We start from the raw sequence: 22,130 nt of genomic DNA, 5'->3' as shown, positions 1-22,130 counted from the left end.
TTAAAAAAGATGTTGCAAGCTTTCCACATATTTGATAGAATAATTTTTGTATTTAAAAAGTATAAGCTTGAAATAAATTGTTTATCATGATATAATTCTCAAGGTAATTGAATAGTAAAATTATATTGCAAGCAGAGGCACCCGCTTCTCACCTGGTTGACACATCCGATTGTAGTTGGCAGGTTACGATTTAACATACTTTTCTTATTGTATATAATCGTAGTGTGGGTGTTTAATGCACCCACACTTTTTTTATTTGTTAAAACCTGAACACCGCTATGATGGAGCAAGGTAGGGAATGGGGCATTCTTTTTACGGTAAACTATTCAGTTTGTATAAAACCTTGGAGGTGGCTAATTATTAGCAAAGATATGATGGTAAATGACGGGATTCGTGCTCGTGAGGTTCGTCTGATTGGTGCAACTGGAGATCAACTTGGAATTCAAAGTCGACAAGAGGCATTAGAAATAGCTGCAAGAGCTAATCTTGATTTAGTTTTAGTAGCTCCAAACGCGAAGCCTCCTGTATGCCGTATTATGGATTACGGAAAATTCCGTTTTGAGCAACAGAAGAAAGATAAAGAAGCGCGTAAAAACCAAAAGGTTATTAATTTAAAGGAAGTTCGTTTAAGTCCTACAATTGATGAGCATGACTTTAATACAAAGCTTCGTAACGCTCGAAAGTTCCTTGAAAAAGGGGACAAAGTAAAAGCATCTATCCGCTTTAAAGGTCGTGCGATTACACATAAAGGAATCGGTCAAAAAGTACTGGATCGTTTTGCAGAAGAATGTATTGATTTAAGTACAATCGAATCTTCACCTAAGATGGACGGACGCAGCATGTTCTTAGTATTAGCACCTAAAAACGAAAAGTAAATTATTTAAGGAGGAATACCTTATGCCAAAAATGAAAACACATAGAGGCGCTGCTAAGCGTTTTAAAAAGACTGGAACTGGTAAATTAAAACGTTCACACGCTTACACAAGTCACTTATTTGCAAATAAATCTACAAAAGCGAAACGTAAATTACGTAAATCTACATTAGTTAGTAAAGGTGATTTCAAACGTATTCGTCATTTATTAGACAATCTTAAATAATCGGTAAAAAGTATTAGGAGGGAATTTATATGCCAAGAGTAAAAGGCGGTATCGTCTCACGCAGACGTCGTAAAAAAGTTCTTAAATTAGCAAAAGGTTATTTCGGTTCTAAACATAGATTATATAAAGTAGCAAACCAACAAGTAATGAAATCTTTCATGTATGCTTACCGTGACCGTCGTCAGAAAAAACGCGACTTCCGTAAGCTTTGGATTACTCGTATCAACGCAGCTGCTCGTATCAACGGTCTTTCTTACAGCCGTTTAATGCACGGATTAAAGCTTGCAGGTATCGAAGTAAACCGTAAAATGCTTGCTGACTTAGCTATCTCTGATGATAAAGCATTCGCACAATTAGCAGATGCTGCTAAAGCACAGATTAATAAATAATTGCAATTAGAAAGGGCTGACCGGTTAAAGGTCGGTCCTTTTTTTGTACAAAGGGGGACGAAATGATTTACTTATTTTTTTATTATTTACTCATTAATATATACAGCTTTATTAAGATGGCAGGGGATAAGAAGAAAGCGAAACGGCATGAATGGAGAGTTCCTGAAAGTGTGCTAATGTCATTGGGAGTATTCGGTGGTGCTTTAGGATTAATGTTAGCGATGAATGTATTCAGGCACAAAACGCAGCATGCTAAGTTTAAATATGGAGTTCCATTATTAGCGGTATTGCATGTTTGTATTTTATTATATTTAGTAAAATTGATTTGAAATGGAGAGGATGTCTTTTAGGACATCCTCTATTACATTAGTTAAAAGTGATTGGCTGTCCGCCGGCTTGATATGTTTGACCTATATCTGTAACAAAATTAGTTAATGTTTCAGTAACAATATTTATTTGTTCCAATGTTAATTCATCAGCAAGGAATTTTTTCTCGATTTCTGCTCTAGTCATCATAACATTGCTTAACCGTATTTCTCTTGCACTTAAAGCAGGATTAACATAAGAGAGATTTGTAATGGGCTTCGTAAAGTCGAGCAAAGCTTGTAAATTTTTTACTTCCTGCGGTGTATCATCTGTAACAATGAATTTAGCATCCGCCCATGCTCCGTGATCATAACTATTACCATTTCCACTATCTGTTAGGACAAGTTTTACTTCATTTGCACCAGTGATGTCGACCTGTACGAATTTTTGAGGAGTCGTATATTTCATTAAACCGCTATCGTATTTTTCTACTCCATCGACAAACACTTGAAAGACAATGGAAGAGCTTGAATTGTTGACAATATTTTGTTCAACTCCGACTGCTGATTCAAATAAATCATAATTTTTTCCTGTTACATCATAAACAATTGTTGATGTAGCATGTGTCCCGATCCCTTTTGCATATGAAACAGTGTTGTAGCCATTATTTAATTTAATCGTTTGTCCATGAATTGTTTTATCATTCTGTGTTTTGAGATATGTGTTTGTAACGGTTTTCCATTGCAGATCACTTGCATATGTGAAATTAGCTGCAACCTTTACTGGCAGTGTATATACTTGGTTATTTCCTGCTGCATCCGTTATTTCATACGTAATACTGTAATCTCCCATTTTCGCTGTATTTACCGTATTATTTATAACTTTTAATCGACTCGTAAGATCCTGTCCATTATAGGAAACAGCAGTTACATAATCCAGCGGCTGAAAGACTTGATTTTGTTTTAATGTAAGTACAGGTACATTTGAAATAATGACAGGTACATGTAAATTGATAGATGCCACACTACTCATCTCAGCTGCTTTCAGTTTACGGTCAAATGCTTTAATTTGATAAGATAAATTTGCAGCATCTCCAACCGTATTATCTATATATGAATTCTTATTTGTGTAACCGATGAGTTTTCCATCACGGTAAATTTCAAAGCCCATCATATCATTTTCAACACCGTTAGAATCTACTGTGATTTTTACACTGCCGTTTACTTTTTCAACAGACTTGATTTTACTTGTATATCCTTCTGCAAAGCCTGTTCCCTTATAGAGACGAGCATTTGTATCAGCATATTGGATCGCTAAATCAAGTTTTTTGTATTTAGCTGTATAGGCTAATGTTTCATCTGTTAAATTTATCCCCATACGATGGAGATAAGCACCTAAATCATAACCTGCAGCATCAGAACCTAATCTAGCCCAGCGGTCTCCAGGAGTATTTCCTGCTGTGAAATTCGTATCCCGCCCAGTTTTAAAAATATCTGTATAGAAATCATATCCAAAAGCAATTCTTAACTGCCACATGATTAAATGTGCTTCCCAGCCACCTACATTCACTTCACTATCTGGTCTTTTTTGGTAAGTGAATCCTAATGTTTTTCCAGATGTATAATAGTTAAAGAGGTTATTAAATATACTATCTGTTTCAATTCTAATTGACTGATTTGTTCTCTCTTGATTAGCTAGTGAGAAGATGTTATTTGTTAATTCAAGAAAACGTAAAGGTCCCATTTCCACAACGTGACCTGCTTCATGGAATACTCCCCATCCCAGATCTGTTCCAAAGAGAACACTCTCGGCATCATAGCCAATACCAATTAATCCGCCACCCGCATACATACCATCGGTTACTGCACGAGCGTGTAAACGGTTTTTAGGTATTTGATGCTTTGGATCTAGTGAATCTTCGCTATAGCCTAATAATTTATAATCATAAAGCATCATATCCTCCCAGGCATTAGCAGCTGCCTGAGGTTCTGTTGAGCCTTTAATAAATGAGTTGTAAGCATCGGTTGCTTTACCAGTGATAAGTGTGTGATCCGTAACAATTGTCGCTAAATTTGGGACAACAATGTTCCCATCTACATTTAATTTATCTAATTGCTGTTTATATTCTGTTAATTGCTGTTTATATTCCTCTGCATTCGTTTTTCCGCTGTAGTAAATAGGATATGTTTCCCCACCAGATTTAATTGAGATTCTTGGTGCATATTTTTGTTGGTTCGGTGTAGATTCATTTATAAAGTAAACACCGCCAGAGTAGGAATTTACAGGAGCAGTAATAGTATTCAAGCCTCTTTTTAATGAATAACTTGTTGATCTTTGCCCTTTGATATTCCAGTTTTGATCAAAGACAATGGAGGGCAGCGGGTCGCCCTCTGCTACATCTGCATTAATAATAAATGTTTCACCAGGTTTGTAATATAGACCGGTTGGAAGGAAACTTCCAAGTTGATAACATTGTTGTTTCACACTCCATGCATCATGTCTTGGATCACCTAATTGTTCGAGTGTGATAATACTATTTTCATATTCCTTAGATAACTCCGGGTTATTTAATATTTCTCTAGCTGTACGGAGGGTCTGCTCATATGCTGTTTTCATTGGGTGATTAGGAAGTAATTTTTCTAATTCACTAATCGCTTTTTCAGAATTATATTCAGCTGACAGCTTCGTATTTGTTAAGTCTATGAAAATTTTAGAAATTGAATCTGTTAAAATATCCGTTTTATAAAAGGCAACTTCTGCTGCGCTTGCCCAGTCTTGATGAGCTTCTTTGAACACAAATTTAACGCGTTTTGCTGTCACTTCATTAAATTTATACTCCATTACATTGCCGCTCACTGTACTATGTGAGCCTATTCCAACGAGTTTGTAATCGTCGCCGCTATCAGACTGTGAAGCATAAATTTCAAATGCTTTCGGATAGCCTTTTCCTTTAGCACCATCTTGTCTCGTTGCATATGTCATGCGGTTAATCGCTTGCGGCTCTTTAAATGTTACTTCAAATTGATTTTTAAATGTCGTGCTGTTTGGTCTGCTTGTTTCCCAATGAGTCGTTAAATTTCCATCAATCGCATTGGTAATTACGCTATTTCCGTATGTACCACCATTATTCTTAATAGAAAGGATACTTGTCTGTGGTACTTTAAATGCTTGATTGTATGCTTCTAAATGGGCAGCTTGTATTTGAAAATTAGATACAAGTATTTCTGAATTTTGCTGAACTTCTGCTGCATGTACAATCTGATCTGACTTGTGCAAAACATTTGGCATTCCTGTTATACTGAGTGTACTTGCCAGTAAAACAGCCGATAAAATCATTTTCTTCTTTTTCAATAAAAACACCTTCTTTATGTATGAATATAGTACATGTAGTTTATCGGGATAGAAATCTATATATGAATAGGTATTTTCACCCTTTTTGGGAAGGATTTTCTATCGGTTCTTTTTGCTTTTTATTCATATGAAAAATTCCTCAAACATGATAATTACTTATTTAAAAAACGATGTAAAAGTACTGATATTATTGAAAAATTACCCATATTAAGATTTGGATATATAGGAAAAGAGCTGAGGCTTCACACCATCAGCTCTTATTTTTTTGCTCTTGTTCCTGTTTTTTGAGGAGAAACTCTTTAACTGGACTTTTCCATTCTATTTTAGCATATGGATATTCCAATTTTAGCCGGTCTTGTATATAGTTAAAATCAAAGATTGAAAATCCATTTAATTTATTTTCCGTCTTTGGCCAAATGAAAATGGATACAACTTCAAAGGACTGGCTCGTTGTTCCTAAATATTTTTCACCTTCGAATAAAACCCCTCTATATGTGAGTGTAAAGTTTTTTCTTACATTTTCTTTATCATCAAGCAAATAAAATTCCTTCTGTTCATGTGCAAGTTCTAATTTTCGTTTAGGATTGAATAAATACTTAAATAAGGAATATATAAGGAAAAAGAAAAGTGCAATTAGAACAATTCGAATGAACACGACAATCATAGAAGCACACCTCCGAGTCATTTTTATATCAAAACTAGCAATGATAATATATGTGTTCAATGCTTATATACGGATGAAGGTAGAATAGGTTTCAAAAATTTCATCATTTGTTATAATTTTATTAAGTAGTACATTTAAATAATTAGGAGAGCTGTAATGAATTTTAATAAATTATTTGCGATGCAGAAAGAATTAGATGAAAAGATTTTAAATCAGCATAAATTACATAATGAAAATTTAACTAGCAGAAAAATACTTGCACTTTTAGTGGAAGTAGGGGAGCTTGCTAATGAGACGAGATGCTTTAAATTTTGGAGCTTAAAGGCTGCTGCCCCGGTAGAAACGATTTTGGAAGAATATGTAGATGGGGTACATTTCATCCTCTCATTAGGACTTGATTTAGATGTAGGGAATGAAATAGAGTTAACACCGCTTGCAAATGAGCATTCAGTTAATGAACAATTTTTACAAGTGTATCGCGCAATTGCGGATTTTGAAAAAAATCAAACGAAGGATGCGTACATAACATTATTTCAAGAGTATATACATTTAGGAAGTGTGCTTGGCTTTTCAGCGGAACAAATTGAAAAAGCGTACGTCTCAAAAAATGAAATTAATCATCAGAGACAGGAGCAAGGTTATTAATTGCTTAACTTGTTTAATATAATAGAGTAGACGAAGCTAAGAAGGGAGCAATAAAATGACTAAATTAGACGAAACATTAACAATGTTAAAGGATTTAACAGATGCTAAAGGGATAGCGGGTAATGAACGTGAAGTAAGAGAAGTAATGACGAGATACATAAAGGATTATTCCGATGAAATTTTCAGTGATGGTTTAGGAAGCTTAATTGCTAAAAAGACTGGTAAGGAAGATGGTCCAAAAATTATGATTGCGGGCCACTTGGACGAAGTAGGATTTATGGTAACACAGATTGATGATAAAGGATTTATTCGTTTTCAAACAGTTGGCGGCTGGTGGTCACAAGTAATGCTTGCCCAACGTGTAACGATTGTAACGAATAAAGGGGATGTAACAGGTGTAATCGGCTCGAAACCCCCACATATTTTACCGCCTGAAGCGAGAAAGAAGCCGGTAGAAATTAAAGATATGTTTATTGATATTGGTGCATCAAGCAAAGAGGAAGCACTTGAATTTGGTGTAACACCAGGTGATCAAATCGTCCCTTATTTCGAATTTACTGTAATGAAAAATGAGAAGATGCTTTTAGCAAAAGCGTGGGATAATCGGATTGGCTGTGCTATTGCTATTGATGTATTAAAAAATTTAAAAGGAACAGATCATCCGAATGTCGTTTACGGTGTCGGTACAGTTCAGGAAGAGGTTGGATTAAGGGGAGCAAGAACATCTGCAAACTTAATTAAGCCTGATATTGCATTTGGTGTGGATGTCGGAATTGCTGGTGATACTCCTGGAGTAACGGAAAAAGAAGCGATGGGCAAAATGGGAAAAGGTCCGCAAATTGTTTTATATGATGCTTCTATGGTGTCCCATAAAGGATTGCGTGATTTTGTTACAAATACTGCTGATGAGCTTGAAATTCCTTATCAATTTGAATCAATGCCTGGCGGAGGAACAGATTCCGGTGCAATTCACTTATCAACAAATGGGGTTCCGACGCTATCTATTACGATTGCAACACGCTATATTCACTCCCATTCGTCCATGCTTCACCGCGATGATTATGAAAACACAGTGAAGCTGATTACAGAATTAGTGAAACGTTTAGATACGGAAAAAGTAAAAGAAATTACGTTTAATTAATTGGAAAGAGGCTGACCGAGCGCCAGCCTCTTTCTTAATGCTGTTTTAGACCTTGTTCCAACGTTTGCAGCATTTCCTGTTTGTCTTGCTCATTTGCATTTTGCCAAATTACTTCAAAAAGAACACCTAAGCCCGGAAGCATTTTTTCTTCGCCACTTTGAATCGCATCAACGATAGTCTCTTGTAATTGTGCCTGGTTGTTTCCTGAAACATTTTCTCTAATTGCATGTCTTAAATTTAAATTCATCCTGCACACTCCTTTTAAAATGAGAAGAATTTTTCCATTAATAGAATTTGTTAATTTATAAATTATTATGTATGATGAAAGAAAATTGGAATGTGTTAAAGGGAGTATAGAAGTGAATCGAATTGAATCAGTAAAAAACCCAAAAGTAAAGCAGTGGAAGAAACTGCATACAAAAAAAGAACGTGAAGCAACAAAAACATTTTTAATTGAAGGATTTCATCTTGTAGAAGAAGCATTAAAAAAAGAAGAGGTTATTAAAGAGCTAATTGTTTCAGAGGAAGTTTCCATACCGGCAAGTTTAAATGTTGATAATATACCTCTTACGCTCGTAACAAAAGATGTGATGAAAGCAATTAGTGAGACGGAAGCACCACAGGGAGTTATTGCTCTTTGTAGGGAGCAGGACTATTCGTTTGATGAATCATGGAAAAAAGTTCTGTTCATTGATGCGATCCAAGATCCAGGAAATTTAGGAACGATCATTCGAACAGCTGACGCGGCTGGAATGGATGGTATTGTTCTCGGTGAGGGAACAGTTGATTTATATAATTCAAAGGTTATCCGTTCAAGCCAAGGATCTATTTTTCATTTACCGATAAGCAAAGGAAATTTATTAGAATTATTAAATGTATATAAAGAGAGAAATATACCGGTTTACGGAACATCTTTACAAAATGGTCAGCCGCATAAAGAAATTGAACCCGCTGATTCCTTCGTTTTAATAATTGGTAATGAAGGAAGCGGTGTTGATAAAGATTTGTTAGAAAAAACCGATAAAAACTTATATATTCCGATCTATGGAAGTGCCGAGTCATTAAATGTCGGAATTGCAGCTGGGATTCTTCTTTATCATTTACGCGGATGATGTTGCAGGAACAAAAGCTTTTCATTATAATAAAATAGAAATTACATAATGAAGAAAACGATGACAGAGCATAGTAATTTACGAAGATGCGTTAACAGGGAGAAATGCCTTAGACTGAAAGCATTTTATCGTAATCAGTAAATGAATTCATCTCTCGAGTTGACACTTGGACCGTTTAATATTTTAAGCGTAAAGGTGTTCCGGTTTTTACCGTTATAAAAATGAAGTGAGCAGTCGCAGTAAATATTAGCCGGCTGTTAACAAGGGTGGTAACGCGATAACAACTCGTCCCTTTTTTGGGGCGGGTTTTTTATTTTGTTATAAATACAGTATACACATTGAAGGGAATATCGTAATTTGTATGATATCCAGCTCCAGTGCCTAGCCCCTCGAGCTTGTCGGGGCTGTTCAAGGCACTTGTGCTTTTAAATTAAAAGGAGGATTAGAAATGCAGGAGCAATTAAAAACACTTCAGGCTGAAGCACTTGAAAAAGTGAATCAAGCCGAAGATTTAAAAGGACTTAATGACATTCGTGTCGCCTATTTAGGTAAAAAAGGACCAATTACAGAAGTTTTACGTGGAATGGGGAAGCTTTCTGCTGAAGAGCGCCCGGTAATGGGAGCACTTGCAAATGAAGTGCGTGAAGCAATTGCAACAGCCATCACAGAAAAACAGGAGAATTTTGAAAAAGAAGTAATTGAAAAAAAGCTTGCTTCAGAAACAATTGACGTCACATTGCCAGGAAGACCAGTAAAAATCGGTAATCATCATCCTTTAACAGCAGTTGTAGAGGAAATTGAAGATTTATTTTTAGGAATGGGCTATCAAATTGCAGAAGGTCCTGAAGTAGAAACAGATTATTATAATTTTGAAGCATTAAACTTACCGAAAGGACATCCGGCTCGTGATATGCAAGATTCCTTCTATATTACGGATGAGATTTTGCTTCGTACACAAACATCTACTGTACAACCGAGAACTTTAGAAAAATTAAAAGGGCAAGGCCCAGTTAAAATTATTTGTCCTGGTAAAGTGTATCGCCGTGATGATGATGATGCGACACATTCACATCAATTTACACAAATCGAGGGACTTGTCGTTGATGAAAATGTTCACATGAGCGATTTAAAAGGAACGCTTGAAGTATTTGCGAAGAAAATGTTCGGTGAAGAACGTGAAATTCGTCTTCGTCCTAGCTTCTTCCCATTTACAGAGCCATCTGTTGAAGTCGATGTTTCCTGTTTTAAATGCGGAGGCAAAGGATGTAACGTTTGTAAGAAAACTGGCTGGATTGAAATTTTAGGTGCTGGGATGGTTCACCCGAATGTACTTGAAATGGCCGGCTTTGATTCGAAAAAATACAGCGGTTTCGCGTTCGGTATGGGTCCTGAGCGAATTGCGATGTTAAAATACGGAATTGATGATATTCGTCATTTCTATACAGATGATATTCGTTTCTTAAAACAATTTAAACGAGCTTAAAAAGGAGGGTGCTAACATGTTTGTTTCATATAAATGGTTAGAAGAATATGTTGATTTATCCGGGATTACTTCAGAAGAGCTTGCTGAGAAAATTACTCGCAGCGGGATTGAAGTAGAAGGAGTAGAAATTTTAAATGATGGTATGAAAGGTGTTGTCATCGGTCATGTCGTAGAGCGTGAACAACACCCGAATGCAGATAAACTGAATAAATGCCAAGTTGATCTAGGTGAAGGAAATGTTGTTCAAATTATTTGCGGTGCAGCGAATGTAGATAAAGGTCAAAAAGTAGCTGTAGCAACAGTTGGCGCTGTTTTACCAGGTAATTTTAAAATTAAAAAGGCAAAGCTTCGCGGGGAAGAATCAAATGGAATGATCTGTTCTCTTACAGAGCTTGGTGTGGAATCAAAATTAGTTGCAAAAGAATATTCAGAAGGTATATTTGTTTTTCCAAGTGATACGGAAGTCGGTACAGATGCATTAGAACAATTAGGTCTGGATGACCATGTTCTTGAATTAGGACTAACACCGAACCGTTCCGACTGTTTAAGTATGCTTGGTGTTGCATATGAAGTGGCAGCGATCTTGGGAAGAGATGTTATTTATCCTGAAATTTCTTATGAGACAGCATCAGAGAAAGCTTCTGACTATATTCAAGTAAATGTAGAAGCAAAAGAAGATAATCCTTTATATGTAGCAAAAGTGATCAAAAATGTAAAAATCGAGCCATCACCATTATGGATGCAGGCAAGATTAATGGCAGCGGGTATTAGACCTCATAATAATGTTGTCGATATTACGAACTATGTATTAATTGAATATGGCCAGCCATTACATGCTTTTGATTATGATCGTTTAGGATCAAAAGAAATTTTAGTCCGCCGTGCAGCAAACGGGGAAAAAATTACGACTCTTGATGATAAAGAAAGAACATTAACTGAAAATCATTTAGTTATTACAAATGGAAAAGAACCTGTCGCATTAGCTGGTGTCATGGGTGGTGTAAACTCAGAAGTTCAAGCTGATACGACGACTGTTTTACTTGAATCAGCCCTTTTTGAAGGACAAAGAATTCGTACAGCTTCAAAAGATCACGGTTTAAGAAGTGAAGCGAGTGCGCGTTTTGAAAAAGGTGTTGATCCAAACCGTGTTTATGCAGCATGTGAGCGTGCCGCGCAGTTAATTTCTTTATATGCAGGCGGAGAGGTGTTAGAGGGTTCTGTTGAAGCAAACACACTAAACATTGAGCCGGCAGTAGTAACGACAACTGTTGAGAAAATTAATCGTGTATTAGGCATGAATATTTCGACTGAAGAAATAAAGGATATTTTCGACAGATTACAGTTTGAGACTGTTTTAGACAATAATACAATTACTGTTACTGTTCCAACCCGTCGCGGTGATATTACAATTGAAGAAGATTTAGTCGAAGAAGTAGCAAGACTATACGGTTATGATAATATTCCAACGACACTGCCAGTAGGTGCAGCAATTCCGGGAAGATTAACAGACTATCAGGAAAAACGCCGTAAAGTCCGCCGTTACCTTGAAGGTGCAGGTCTTTATCAAGCAATTACTTATTCACTTACGAGTGCAGAAAAAGCTCCTAAATATGCACTTGAACAATCAGATTTTACTAAATTAGCACTACCAATGAGTGAAGAGAGAAGTGTGCTGCGATTAAGTATTATTCCGCATTTATTAGATACATTAACGTATAATCTTGCTCGTCAAAATGATCAAATCGCATTTTATGAGATTGCTTCTGTTTACCTTGCAAACGGTGAGAATAAACAGCCGATTGAAAAAGAAAGATTAGCTGGTGCGTTAACAGGTCTTTGGCATTCACATCAATGGCAAGGCGAGAAGAAACCGATGGATTTCTATGTTGTAAAAGGAATACTTGATGGTTTATTCGATGTATTAGGATTAACGGATAAAATAACGTATAAACAAGCAAAACGTGACGGAATGCATCCGGGAAGAACAGCTGAATTATATATGGAAGATGTTTTAGTCGGATTTGTCGGTCAAATCCATCCAACAGTCCAAAAAGAATTAGATTTAACAGAAACATATGTGTTTGAACTTGCTTTAGCAGATCTGTTAACACATCATATAGAAGAAGTGCGCTTTGAAGTTATTCCAAAGTATCCTTCTATTACACGTGATATAGCTTTAGTTGTTAATAAAGATGTTGTTACTGGCGATATTCAAGCCGAAATTGTAAATGCCGGCGGAAAGCTGTTAAAAGAAGTGTCTGTATTTGATGTTTATGAAGGGGATCGCTTAGAAGGAGACAAGAAGTCTGTTGCATTCTCTCTCCGCTATTTTGACCCGGAACGTACGCTTACAGATGAAGACGTAACGAAAGCACATGAGAAAGTATTACAGCAAGTTTCAGAGAAATTCGGTGCGACTTTAAGAAGCTAATATAATAAAAAAGACTGATTTCCCTTGGAATCAGTCTTTTTTCTATTTGTATAGACGCCATTTCGAGTTAATATGTTCGAAAAATTCATGAGGTGTGTGATCGAATAATTCATATAAGCATTACTTCCCGGCAAGCCGCATTGCTTTTTCCGTATTTGCAAAATGCTTTTTAGTAATCGTATGTAAATAACTGATTCCCTTTTTATTAATAATTTCTGCGGCTGCTTGGTCAACTTTAGCTCCAGCCCCTTTAGGAAGAGTTGTACCAGCGCTTAGGGACAGTTTCTCAAATTCTTTTACAAATGAATAGCGAGCGATAATAGAAGCTGCCGCAACAGCTATATGAACACTTTCTGCTTTCGTTGAGAAGTATGTATTTTCAGTTGTGAATTTTTCCCCTTTTAAATAGTTGAAATAAACTCCCGGTTCAGCGAATTGATCAATCAGAATTGCATCAGGTTTTTCAGGTGCAATTTTTTTGGAAAGAAGCTGTATCGCCTGATTATGAAGAAGTCCCTTCATCTTTCCTTGTGACATTCCTTTAGCCTGCAGTTCATTATATTTTTCATTATGTAAAATTAATAAGCTGTAAGGGATAATCTTAATAATATCTTTAGCAATTCTTACAATTTGCGGATCGGTTAAATTTTTTGAATCTTTTACTCCTAATTCCTGTAATAATGGAATCTGCTCTTTTTTTACATAAGCTGACACGACTGTCATTGGACCGAAGAAGTCGCCTGTACCTACCTCGTCTGAACCGATAACAGAGAGGGAGGAAATATTAGGAGGGGGAGCATATATTGAATTGACGGGTTTTTTTGCTTTTACATCTTTTTTTTCTTCTTTCCCCCATTTGGCTGCTTCCTGTTCCGCACCGCTTCCTTGAAATAGGACTTTTCCGGATTTATAGGCAGTAATTGTACAGTTTGCTGTTTTTGCACTGAAAACTGCTCCTGGCGGTGTTTTATCTGCAGTTTGCTTTAAGTAATATTTATTCATTTCAGACATTAGCGATTGATCAACTTTTATAACAGAGTTTGCCATATATTATATTCCTTTCAAAATGAATCATTTTAGTGTCAAATAAGTTAGCTTGCATCTTCTTTTCATAACGTAAAACTTCATGGTATGATATACATTAGGATTCTCGAGCGAAATGGAGGCTTATCATTGTTAAATCGCCCAAAGACGAAAACGAATGTAGATATATATGGACAACAATATTCAATTATTGGGACGGAAAGCACAAGCCATGTGCGGGTCGTTGCCTCAATTGTTGATGAAAAAATGCGTGAAATAAGTAGTAAAAACCCAAGTCTCGATATTAATAAACTAGCTGTTTTAACAGCTGTAAATATCGTTCATGAATATATAAAATTAAAAGAAGACTATGAGAAACTAGAGAAACAGATTAGCGAAAAGGATTGACACTTTTAAGATGTTAGATTTTATACTTATTATTATTTTAGCAATTGGCCTGTTTACTGGATTAAAGCGGGGTTTCATTCTCCAATTAATCCATTTAACGGGATTTATCATTGCCTTTATTGTAGCATATCAATTTTTTGATGATTTAGCACCACATATGAAACTATGGATTCCTTATCCAATGACAGGAGAAGGGCCTATTATGCTTTCATTATTAACGGGAGACTCTTTGGAAGATGCCTTTTATCGGGCTATTTCTTTCGTTATATTATTTATTGGTACGAAAATCGTCATGCATATTATCGGCTCCATGCTCGATTTCGTTGCATTATTACCAGTTCTTAAACAGCTTAATAAATGGGCTGGTTCCGTTTTAGGCTTTTTAGAAAATTATTTAATTATGTTTATTATGCTTTTTATAGCGGCATTAATTCCAATTGACCAGCTTCAGCAAACATTGGACCAGTCAATATTGGCAAATTTAATTGTCAACCATACGCCATATTTATCACAGGCAGTGAACGAAATATGGCTGCAATTTACAAGATAGATATAGAAGGGTCTGGCTTTTTTAACTGATGAGAAATATAGCAGTATCTATCTCATTTGATTGAAAAGTTAAGACCTTTTACTATATAAATATCCAATCATTTTTCAATCTAATATATAAAATTGAATGAATAGCTTCAATATGTTTTTTAGTAAAACTAAGTTGATTTTGGCTCGTCCATTTGCAAGTTCTGTTTATAAATTGGAGCGAGACGAGCCAAAAATCGAGCATTGCACTAGGTTTTTATAAAGGATATGTTAGAATTTTAAGTTGTGCTTATATATGCGGTAAAATTAGCAAGTACTTAAAACAGGGGTGAAAAAAGTGGAATTACATAAAAAAGATATTATTAAGCTGCTTGAAACAATTGCTATCTATATGGAACTTAAAGGAGATAATCCTTTTAAAATATCAGCATTTAGAAAAGCGGCGAATGCATTAGAAATTGATGATCGCAGTTTAGCGGAAATAGATGATTTTACGAAAATAGCTGGTATTGGTAAAGGGACAGCCGCAGTTATTAAAGAATATATTGAGACTGGTGAATCAGAAGTATTAAAGGAACTTCAAGATGAAGTGCCCAGCGGTTTACTCCCGTTATTAAAATTGCCTGGCTTAGGCGGTAAGAAAATTGCAAAACTGTATAAAGAATTAAATGTTGACAGTGTAGAAGCACTTGAGGCGGCATGTATGGAAAATAAGGTGCAGGAGCTTGCCGGATTTGGAAAAAAGACAGAAGAGAAAATTTTAGCAGCGGTAAAAGAAATGGGAAGCCGTCCGGAACGCTTACCAATTGCTTTTATGCTGCCAATCGCAGATGAAATTGAATCTTATTTAAGCAAATGTGAGGGCATAATATCTTTTTCAAGAGCCGGAAGTTTGCGCCGAATGAAGGAAACTATGAAAGATATTGATTTTATTATTGCAACAGATGATCCGGATACTGTACGTGAGCAATTAATTAAGCTTCCGCATATTTCTGATATTATCGCAAACGGTGATACGAAAGTTTCTGTCCAGCTCACTTATGAGTATGAAGTAGGTGTTGATTTTCGCTTAGTAAAAGAGAGTGAATTTGCAACGACTCTTCATCATTTCACTGGTTCTAAAGATCATAATGTAAGAATGCGCCAGCTTGCAAAAGAGCGTGGAGAAAAAATAAGTGAGTACGGTGTGGAAAATATTGAGACAGGCCTAGTAAAAACATTTGCCAGTGAAGAAGAGTTCTACAGCTATTTTGATTTACCGCATTTCCCGCCGGAAGTTCGGGAAGATGGAACAGAGGTTGATCAATTTGATGGAAGCAGGAAGCTCGTTCGTTTAGATGATATAAAAGGCGATCTTCATATGCACTCGACATGGAGCGATGGTGCTTTTTCTATTCGGGAAATGGTGGAAGCATGCAGAGAAAAAGGATACCGTTATATTGCTATTACAGATCATTCGCAATATTTGAAAGTTGCAAATGGTTTGACGCCTGAGCGGTTAAGAGCGCAGCGGGAGGAAATTAATGCTCTGAATGAAGAGTATAGTGATATTACTATTTTATGCGGTGTGGAGATGGATATTTTACCTGATGGAACACTTGATTACGATGATGAGCTATTAGGAGAAATGGATCTTGTCATTGCATCTATCCATTCAAGTTTTTCACAGCCCCGTGAAACAATTATGGAAAGATTGAAAACAGCATTAGAAAGTAAGCATGTTGATATTATTGCACATCCTACTGGAAGAATTATTGGTAAACGTCCAGGATACGACGTGGATATTGATTTATTAATTGACCTTGCGAAAGAAACAGATACAGCACTTGAACTTAATGCAAATCCACAGCGTCTTGATTTATGTGCAGAACATTTGAAAAAGGCCCAAGCGGCAGGTGTAAAATTAGTCATTAATACAGATGCTCATAATATTGAAATGTTACATGATATGGAAATTGGTGTTTCAGCTGCAAAAAAAGGATGGATCGAAGCGGATAATGTAATTAACACTTGGAGTCTTGATCAGCTGCAAGCATTTTTAAAGCGTCATCAGTAATTCCGGCTGATCTGACGTTATAACTGGGAGGTTTAATATATTGCAAGGAAGAGTATTAAAAGTATTAGAATTTGAAAAAGTGAAGGAACAATTAATTAAACATGCGTCATCATCGCTCGGAAAGGAAAAAGTAAGAACATTAATTCCAGCGGTAGAATTTGAAACAGTTCAAGTTCTTCAAGAGCAAACAGATGAAGCTTTAAAGATATTACGTTTAAGAGGAAATGCCCCGCTCGGAGGATTAGTTGATGTAAAAGAGAGTGTGAAACGTTCAAAAATCGGCGGTATGTTAGGAAGCAATGAATTAGTTGAAATAGCTGGAACATTATATGCAAGCCGGAATATGAAACGGTTCATTGAAGATATGGTTGAAGGCGACATTGAACTGACACATTTCCCTTTATTAGCGGAAGAAATTATTATTTTACATGATTTAGAGAAAAAAATTACACAGTGTATTGATGATAATGGACGAGTATTAGATCATGCAAGTGATGCACTTCGTACGATCAGACAGCAGTTAAGAACGACTGAATCAAGAGTCCGAGAAAAGTTAGAGTCGATGATCCGTTCTTCATCTGCGACAAAGATGCTTTCAGATGCAATTATTACGATTCGAAATGATCGTTTCGTTCTGCCGGTTAAGCAGGAATACAGAAGTGCTTATGGCGGAATTGTACATGATCAATCAAGTTCGGGTGCTACCCTTTTCATTGAACCGCAAGTAATCGTTGATTTAAATAATACGCTGCAGCAAGTAAGAGCGAAAGAAAAAGCAGAAATTGAGCGAATCTTAAAAATGCTCTCAGAGGAAGTTGCCATTTACAGTGAAGAAGTGCTGGCGAATCTTTCAATATTAGCAGAGATGGATTTTATGTTTGCAAAAGCAAGATATGCAAAAGAAATTAATGGGACAAAACCTCTTATAAATAATGAAAGAGTTATTCGGATTTTTAAAGGAAGACATCCTTTATTACCTGTGGATAAAGTCGTTGCAAATGATATTGAGCTTGGCATTGATTTTACAACGATTCTTATTACAGGTCCGAATACAGGAGGAAAGACAGTTGCGTTAAAAACGCTTGGTCTTTTTACGTTAATGGCACAATCAGGACTGCAAATTCCTGCTCTAGAAGGTTCAGAAATGGCAGTGTTTACAGCAGTTCATGCTGATATTGGTGATGAGCAATCAATTGAGCAAAGTTTAAGTACGTTCTCATCTCATATGGTAAACATCGTTGATATTTTGAATCGGATTGATGCTAACAGTCTTGTTCTTTTTGATGAATTAGGTGCCGGTACAGACCCGCAGGAAGGAGCGGCACTTGCGATATCGATTCTTGATGAAGTATATAATCGGGGAGCAAGGGTTGTTGCGACGACACATTATCCGGAATTAAAAGCATATGGTTATAATCGTGAAGGTGTTATAAATGCGAGCGTTGAATTTGATATTAAAACATTAAGTCCGACGTATAAATTATTAATTGGTGTTCCTGGGAGAAGTAATGCATTTGAAATTTCCAAGCGTTTAGGGCTTAATGAAAGAGTAATTAACAATGCAAGATCACTTATGAGTGCTGACAGTAATGAAGTTGATTCGATGATTGCTTCACTTGAACAAAGCCAGAAGCGCGCAGAGCGTGAAAGGGAAGAAGCAGAGAGTATTCGTAAGGAAGCAGAATCATTGCACCATGAATTGCAAAATCAGATTATCGAATTTAACAGCATGCGTGATAAAATGTATGAAGATGCTGAAAAGACAGCTGCTGACAAAGTGGAAGAGGCTAAAAAAGAAGCAGAAGAGATTATTCGCGATTTAAGAAAGATGCGGATCGAACAGCGTGCAAATATTAAAGAGCATGAATTAATTGAAGCAAGAAAAAAATTAGAGGGTGCTGTTCCGGCTTTTGAAAAAAGCAAAAAAGCGGTGAAAAAGGAACAGAAGAAACAAGAATTCTTACCAGGTGATGAAGTAAAAGTATTAACATTCGATCAGAAAGGCCATTTAATCGAAAAAACGAGTGATAAAGAATGGCAAGTTCAAATCGGAATTATGAAAATGAAAGTAAAAGAGAAAGATTTAGAATATGTAAGCAGACCGAAACAAGTGGAACAAAAGAAGGCCCTTACGGCTGTTAAAGGGAGAGACTATCATGTTTCATTAGAACTGGATCTTCGCGGTGAACGTTATGAAAATGCTCTTCTTCGAGTAGAGAAATATTTAGATGATGCTGTTTTAGCTGGTTACCCTAGAGTTTCTATTATCCATGGAAAAGGGACAGGTGCATTAAGACAAGGTGTAACAGAGCTGTTAAAAAATCATCGCAGTGTAAAAAATACAAGGTTTGGTGAGGCATCAGAAGGCGGTTCAGGTGTAACAGTAGTGGAATTAAAGTAAAATGGGGAGCTTAAGTATGGATCATTTCTGGGAAAATGAACTGATTGAAACAGCTGCATATTATAGTGTTGTCGTCCTCTGTATTATCGTTTTTTTAGCTATTTTCGAACTCGTAACAAAATATAAAAATTGGGAAGAAATTAAAAAGGGGAACATGGCTGTTGCGATGGCAACGGGCGGCAAAATTTTCGGAATCGCAAATATTTTCAGGTTTTCTATTAGTCAGCATGACAGCTTGCTGCAAATGATCGGCTGGGGATTATTTGGTTTCATTCTATTATTATTAGGTTATTTTATTTTTGAATTTATGACACCGAAATTTAAAATAGATGTAGAAATTGAACAGGATAATCGTGCTGTCGGTTTTATTTCAATGGTTATTTCAATAGGTTTGTCATATGTAATAGGAGCAGGGATATAAGGGGAGAATCAGGTGGAAACTTTAGCTAAAGTATTATTTGGCTTTTGTGGTCTGTTCATTGTAATAGGAATTGTTTATTTAATGTTTTTTTAAATAAACATGATTAGCTGAAGGATAAATAATCCTTCAAGGCGGTTACTCATTTCGTAAACAAAGCATGATAAAGGCTTGATGTTCATATTAGTATATAGAAGAAATTTCTATTGCTAATATAAATATCAGGCCTTTTTATAATAAATTGGATTTTTGTAGTAAGGGGGAGAATAGATGGAGATTGAAAAGCCTTGGTTACATCATTATCCGGAAGAAATCAACCCGCAGCTCAATTTTGATGATAAACCACTCCACTCCTATTTAGCAGCTGCTGCCTCACAATTTTCATCCCATACCGCTATTCATTTTCTAGGCAAGGAACTGACATATTCGAAGCTGCATGAATATTCTTTAAAAGTCGCGAATTATTTGCAAAGTTTAGGACTGAAAAAAGGGGAACGTGTTGCTATTATGCTTCCCAATTGTCCTCAGGCAGTGATTGCTTATTTCGGTGTCTTATTCGCAGGCGGCATTGTAGTCCAGACAAATCCTTTGTATATGGAAAGAGAATTAGAGTATCAGCTCAAAGACAGCAGGTCTACTTATATTATTACACTCGACCTGTTATACCCTCGGGTTTCTAAAATGAAAACGTTAACAAATTTAAAGCATATTATTGTAACAGGTATAAAGGACTTTTTACCGTTTCCTAAAAATCTTCTCTATCCGTTCGTACAAAAAAAGCAAAAACAGGTTGTTGTTAAAGTGGAGCATAAAGATGGGACACATCTCTTTAATGAAGTTTTAAAAAGATCGAAGGCCGAGATAGTAGAAATAGATATTGATTCTAAAGAAGATATAGCTATTCTCCAATATACCGGCGGAACGACTGGATTTCCAAAAGGAGTCATGCTAACCCATTATAATCTCGTTGCAAATACGGTCATGTGTTCAAAATGGATGTATAAATGTCAGAGGGGAACAGAAGCAATTCTCGGTATTTTACCTTTTTTTCATGTATACGGAATGACGACTGTTATGAATCTTGCTGTTATACAGGGATTTAAAATGATTCTTTTACCGAAGTTTGATGCAGCAGAGACACTTAAAACGATTCATAAGCAGAAACCGACGATTTTTCCCGGTGCTCCAACTATTTATATTGCACTTTTAAATCATCCGGATTTGAAATCATATGATCTTTCCTCTATTAAATGCTGTATTAGCGGATCTGCATCTTTACCAGTGGAAGTGCAGGAGAAATTTGAAGAGGCAACAGGTGGAAAAGTTGTAGAAGGATATGGTTTGTCCGAAGCTTCCCCAGTTACCCATGCAAATTTCCTTTGGGGTAAACGCAAAAAAGGAAGTATTGGAGTTCCATGGCCGAATACAGATGCTGCGATTCTTTCAATAGAGACAAATGAACTTGCTAAACCGAATGAGATAGGAGAAATAATTGTGAAAGGTCCGCAAATAATGAAGGGCTATTGGAATAAGCAAGAAGAAACGAGTAATGTGCTAAAAGACAATTGGTTATATACAGGGGATATCGGTTATATGGACGAAGAAGGTTATTTTTATATTATTGACCGTAAAAAAGATATGATTTTAGCAGGAGGATACAATATTTATCCAAGAGAAATTGAAGAAGTTTTTTATGAGCATGAAAAAGTAAAGGAAGTCGTCGCTGCAGGTATTCCTGATCAATACAGAGGAGAGACAGTGAAGGTATATATTGTTTTAAAAGATGGAGAGGAAGCGACAATAGAAGAATTAGATACATTTGCCCGTAAACATTTAGCAGCATTTAAAGTGCCGAAAGTATATGAGTTTAGAAAGGAACTCCCGAAGACGGCTATTGGGAAGGTTTTAAGAAGGGCTTTAATTGAAGAAGAGAAAGAGAAGTTGAAAAATAAAAAATGAAGTTGTTTAAAAGCGGGGACGTTCATATAATGAACTGTCCCCTTTCTTCATCATTTCATAATGAATGAATGTTCATTCATTATTTGAAAGGAAGTAGGAAATAGTGAAGCAGAATAATAGGCCTAAATACAAGCAAATAATTGATGCAGCAATAATCGTCATTGCAGAAAATGGATATCATCAAGCACAAGTATCGAAAATAGCGAAGCAGGCCCGTGTCGCGGATGGAACCATTTACTTATATTTTAAAAATAAAGAAGATATCCTTGTCTCATTATTCCGGGAAAAAATGGGTTCTTTCATTAGGGAGATGGAAAAAGAAATTCCGAGTAAGCAGACAGCAAGTGAGAAGTTACTCATGTTGATTGAAAAACATTTTACACTGCTGGCAGCTAATAATAAGCTTGCTATCGTTACACAGCTTGAATTAAGACAGTCCAGTAAACAATTAAGATATCGAATTAATGAAATACTGAAACGTTATTTAGATATTGTTGACGATATTATTAGCTTTGGCAAGCAGGCTGGCGAATTTGATAGAAAACTTAATTCGAGGCTGGCAAGGCAAATGATTTTCGGAACAATTGATGAAACAGTCACAACATGGGTGATGAATGAACAGAAATACAATTTAATCGAGCTGGCGAAGGAAGTTCATGAACTGCTTATTTGGGGATTTAGGAAAAGATTATTTGAAACATAGGGGAG

Annotated in this window: 20 protein-coding genes and 2 other annotated features; of the genes, 16 read left to right on the top strand and 4 right to left on the bottom strand. The window is 36.1% G+C overall.

All coding sequences use genetic code 11. The features are described from left to right. The first annotated feature begins 123 nt into the window (after positions 1-123). Positions 124-259 (top strand) — a sequence feature (ribosomal protein L20 leader region). 97 nt (positions 260-356) lie between these two features. From infC to BFA01S_RS05105, 4 genes are all read left to right on the top strand, one after another. Then, on the top strand, positions 357-875 hold the full coding sequence (infC, locus tag BFA01S_RS05120) for a translation initiation factor IF-3 (RefSeq protein ID WP_169800434.1): 519 nt from the start codon (positions 357-359) through the stop codon (positions 873-875). A 22-nt stretch (positions 876-897) separates the two neighbouring features. Further along, positions 898-1,098, top strand: a complete 201-nt coding sequence (gene rpmI, locus BFA01S_RS05115) for a 50S ribosomal protein L35 (protein ID WP_066226561.1) — start codon at positions 898-900, stop codon at positions 1,096-1,098. A 29-nt stretch (positions 1,099-1,127) separates the two neighbouring features. Then, positions 1,128-1,487, top strand: a complete 360-nt coding sequence (rplT, locus tag BFA01S_RS05110) for a 50S ribosomal protein L20 (protein WP_066226559.1) — start codon at positions 1,128-1,130, stop codon at positions 1,485-1,487. 62 nt (positions 1,488-1,549) lie between these two features. Continuing rightward, positions 1,550-1,816: a DUF1294 domain-containing protein gene (locus BFA01S_RS05105; protein ID WP_066226558.1), complete on the top strand. Its 267-nt coding sequence runs from the start codon at positions 1,550-1,552 to the stop codon at positions 1,814-1,816. 37 nt (positions 1,817-1,853) lie between these two features. Here BFA01S_RS05105 and BFA01S_RS05100 read toward each other — a convergent pair whose 3' ends face one another. After that, a complete protein-coding gene (locus BFA01S_RS05100) occupies positions 1,854-5,144 on the bottom strand; it encodes an NPCBM/NEW2 domain-containing protein (RefSeq protein WP_066226556.1) in 3,291 nt (1,096 codons plus the stop codon). Positions 5,145-5,394: 250 nt separating this feature from the next. Beyond that, positions 5,395-5,808 (bottom strand): sigma-w pathway protein ysdB, encoded by a 414-nt coding sequence (locus BFA01S_RS05095; protein ID WP_066226554.1) that lies wholly within the window; start codon positions 5,806-5,808, stop codon positions 5,395-5,397. 156 nt (positions 5,809-5,964) lie between these two features. Here BFA01S_RS05095 and BFA01S_RS05090 point away from each other — a divergent pair, with 156 nt between their 5' ends. Then, the gene (locus BFA01S_RS05090; protein WP_066226552.1) at positions 5,965-6,453 is read left to right on the top strand and encodes a dUTP diphosphatase; all 489 of its coding nucleotides are present in this window, start codon (positions 5,965-5,967) and stop codon (positions 6,451-6,453) included. A 55-nt stretch (positions 6,454-6,508) separates the two neighbouring features. Continuing rightward, positions 6,509-7,594 carry a M42 family metallopeptidase gene (locus BFA01S_RS05085; protein WP_066226550.1) on the top strand — a complete coding sequence of 362 codons (1,086 nt, stop codon included), beginning with the start codon at positions 6,509-6,511 and terminating at the stop codon, positions 7,592-7,594. A gap of 34 nt (positions 7,595-7,628) precedes the next feature. On the opposite strand, the gene sspI is transcribed toward BFA01S_RS05085, so the two are convergent. Beyond that, positions 7,629-7,841 carry a small acid-soluble spore protein SspI gene (gene sspI / locus BFA01S_RS05080; protein ID WP_066226548.1) on the bottom strand — a complete coding sequence of 71 codons (213 nt, stop codon included), beginning with the start codon at positions 7,839-7,841 and terminating at the stop codon, positions 7,629-7,631. Positions 7,842-7,953: 112 nt separating this feature from the next. Here sspI and BFA01S_RS05075 point away from each other — a divergent pair, with 112 nt between their 5' ends. From BFA01S_RS05075 to pheT, 3 genes are all read left to right on the top strand, one after another. Beyond that, entirely contained in the window at positions 7,954-8,706 is a 753-nt protein-coding gene (locus BFA01S_RS05075; RefSeq protein ID WP_066226546.1) for a TrmH family RNA methyltransferase, read from the top strand. A gap of 51 nt (positions 8,707-8,757) precedes the next feature. Beyond that, positions 8,758-9,002, top strand: a binding site (T-box leader). Positions 9,003-9,154: 152 nt separating this feature from the next. Continuing rightward, a complete protein-coding gene (gene pheS / locus BFA01S_RS05070) occupies positions 9,155-10,189 on the top strand; it encodes a phenylalanine--tRNA ligase subunit alpha (RefSeq protein WP_066226544.1) in 1,035 nt (344 codons plus the stop codon). Positions 10,190-10,205: 16 nt separating this feature from the next. Then, on the top strand, positions 10,206-12,620 hold the full coding sequence (gene pheT / locus BFA01S_RS05065; RefSeq protein WP_066226543.1) for a phenylalanine--tRNA ligase subunit beta: 2,415 nt from the start codon (positions 10,206-10,208) through the stop codon (positions 12,618-12,620). Positions 12,621-12,740: 120 nt separating this feature from the next. Here the strand turns inward: pheT and rnhC are convergent, their stop codons facing one another. After that, the gene (gene rnhC, locus BFA01S_RS05060) at positions 12,741-13,667 is read right to left on the bottom strand and encodes a ribonuclease HIII (RefSeq protein ID WP_066226541.1); all 927 of its coding nucleotides are present in this window, start codon (positions 13,665-13,667) and stop codon (positions 12,741-12,743) included. Between the two features lie 84 nt (positions 13,668-13,751). On the opposite strand from rnhC, the gene zapA reads away from it, so the two are divergent. The 7 genes from zapA to fadR all read left to right on the top strand — a co-directional run bounded on the left by zapA (position 13,752) and on the right by fadR (position 22,125). Next, positions 13,752-14,051 (top strand): cell division protein ZapA, encoded by a 300-nt coding sequence (zapA, locus tag BFA01S_RS05055; RefSeq protein ID WP_066226539.1) that lies wholly within the window; start codon positions 13,752-13,754, stop codon positions 14,049-14,051. 10 nt (positions 14,052-14,061) lie between these two features. Next, positions 14,062-14,601, top strand: coding sequence for a CvpA family protein (locus BFA01S_RS05050; protein ID WP_066226537.1), 540 nt, complete (start codon positions 14,062-14,064; stop codon positions 14,599-14,601). A gap of 324 nt (positions 14,602-14,925) precedes the next feature. Continuing rightward, on the top strand, positions 14,926-16,644 hold the full coding sequence (polX, locus tag BFA01S_RS05045) for a DNA polymerase/3'-5' exonuclease PolX (protein WP_082799858.1): 1,719 nt from the start codon (positions 14,926-14,928) through the stop codon (positions 16,642-16,644). A gap of 40 nt (positions 16,645-16,684) precedes the next feature. After that, positions 16,685-19,045, top strand: coding sequence for an endonuclease MutS2 (locus BFA01S_RS05040; RefSeq protein ID WP_066226534.1), 2,361 nt, complete (start codon positions 16,685-16,687; stop codon positions 19,043-19,045). 16 nt (positions 19,046-19,061) lie between these two features. After that, positions 19,062-19,466 carry a DUF350 domain-containing protein gene (locus BFA01S_RS05035; protein WP_066226532.1) on the top strand — a complete coding sequence of 135 codons (405 nt, stop codon included), beginning with the start codon at positions 19,062-19,064 and terminating at the stop codon, positions 19,464-19,466. Between the two features lie 267 nt (positions 19,467-19,733). Then, positions 19,734-21,422 carry an AMP-binding protein gene (locus tag BFA01S_RS05030; RefSeq protein WP_066226530.1) on the top strand — a complete coding sequence of 563 codons (1,689 nt, stop codon included), beginning with the start codon at positions 19,734-19,736 and terminating at the stop codon, positions 21,420-21,422. Positions 21,423-21,525: 103 nt separating this feature from the next. Next, entirely contained in the window at positions 21,526-22,125 is a 600-nt protein-coding gene (fadR, locus tag BFA01S_RS05025; protein ID WP_066226528.1) for a fatty acid metabolism transcriptional regulator FadR, read from the top strand. Positions 22,126-22,130 lie beyond the last annotated feature (5 nt).

Source organism: Metabacillus fastidiosus NBRC 101226 (genome assembly GCF_001591625.1).
GTDB classification, from domain to species: Bacteria; Bacillota; Bacilli; order Bacillales; family Bacillaceae; genus Metabacillus; species Metabacillus fastidiosus.
This window is presented reverse-complemented; position numbering and strand designations above follow the sequence as displayed.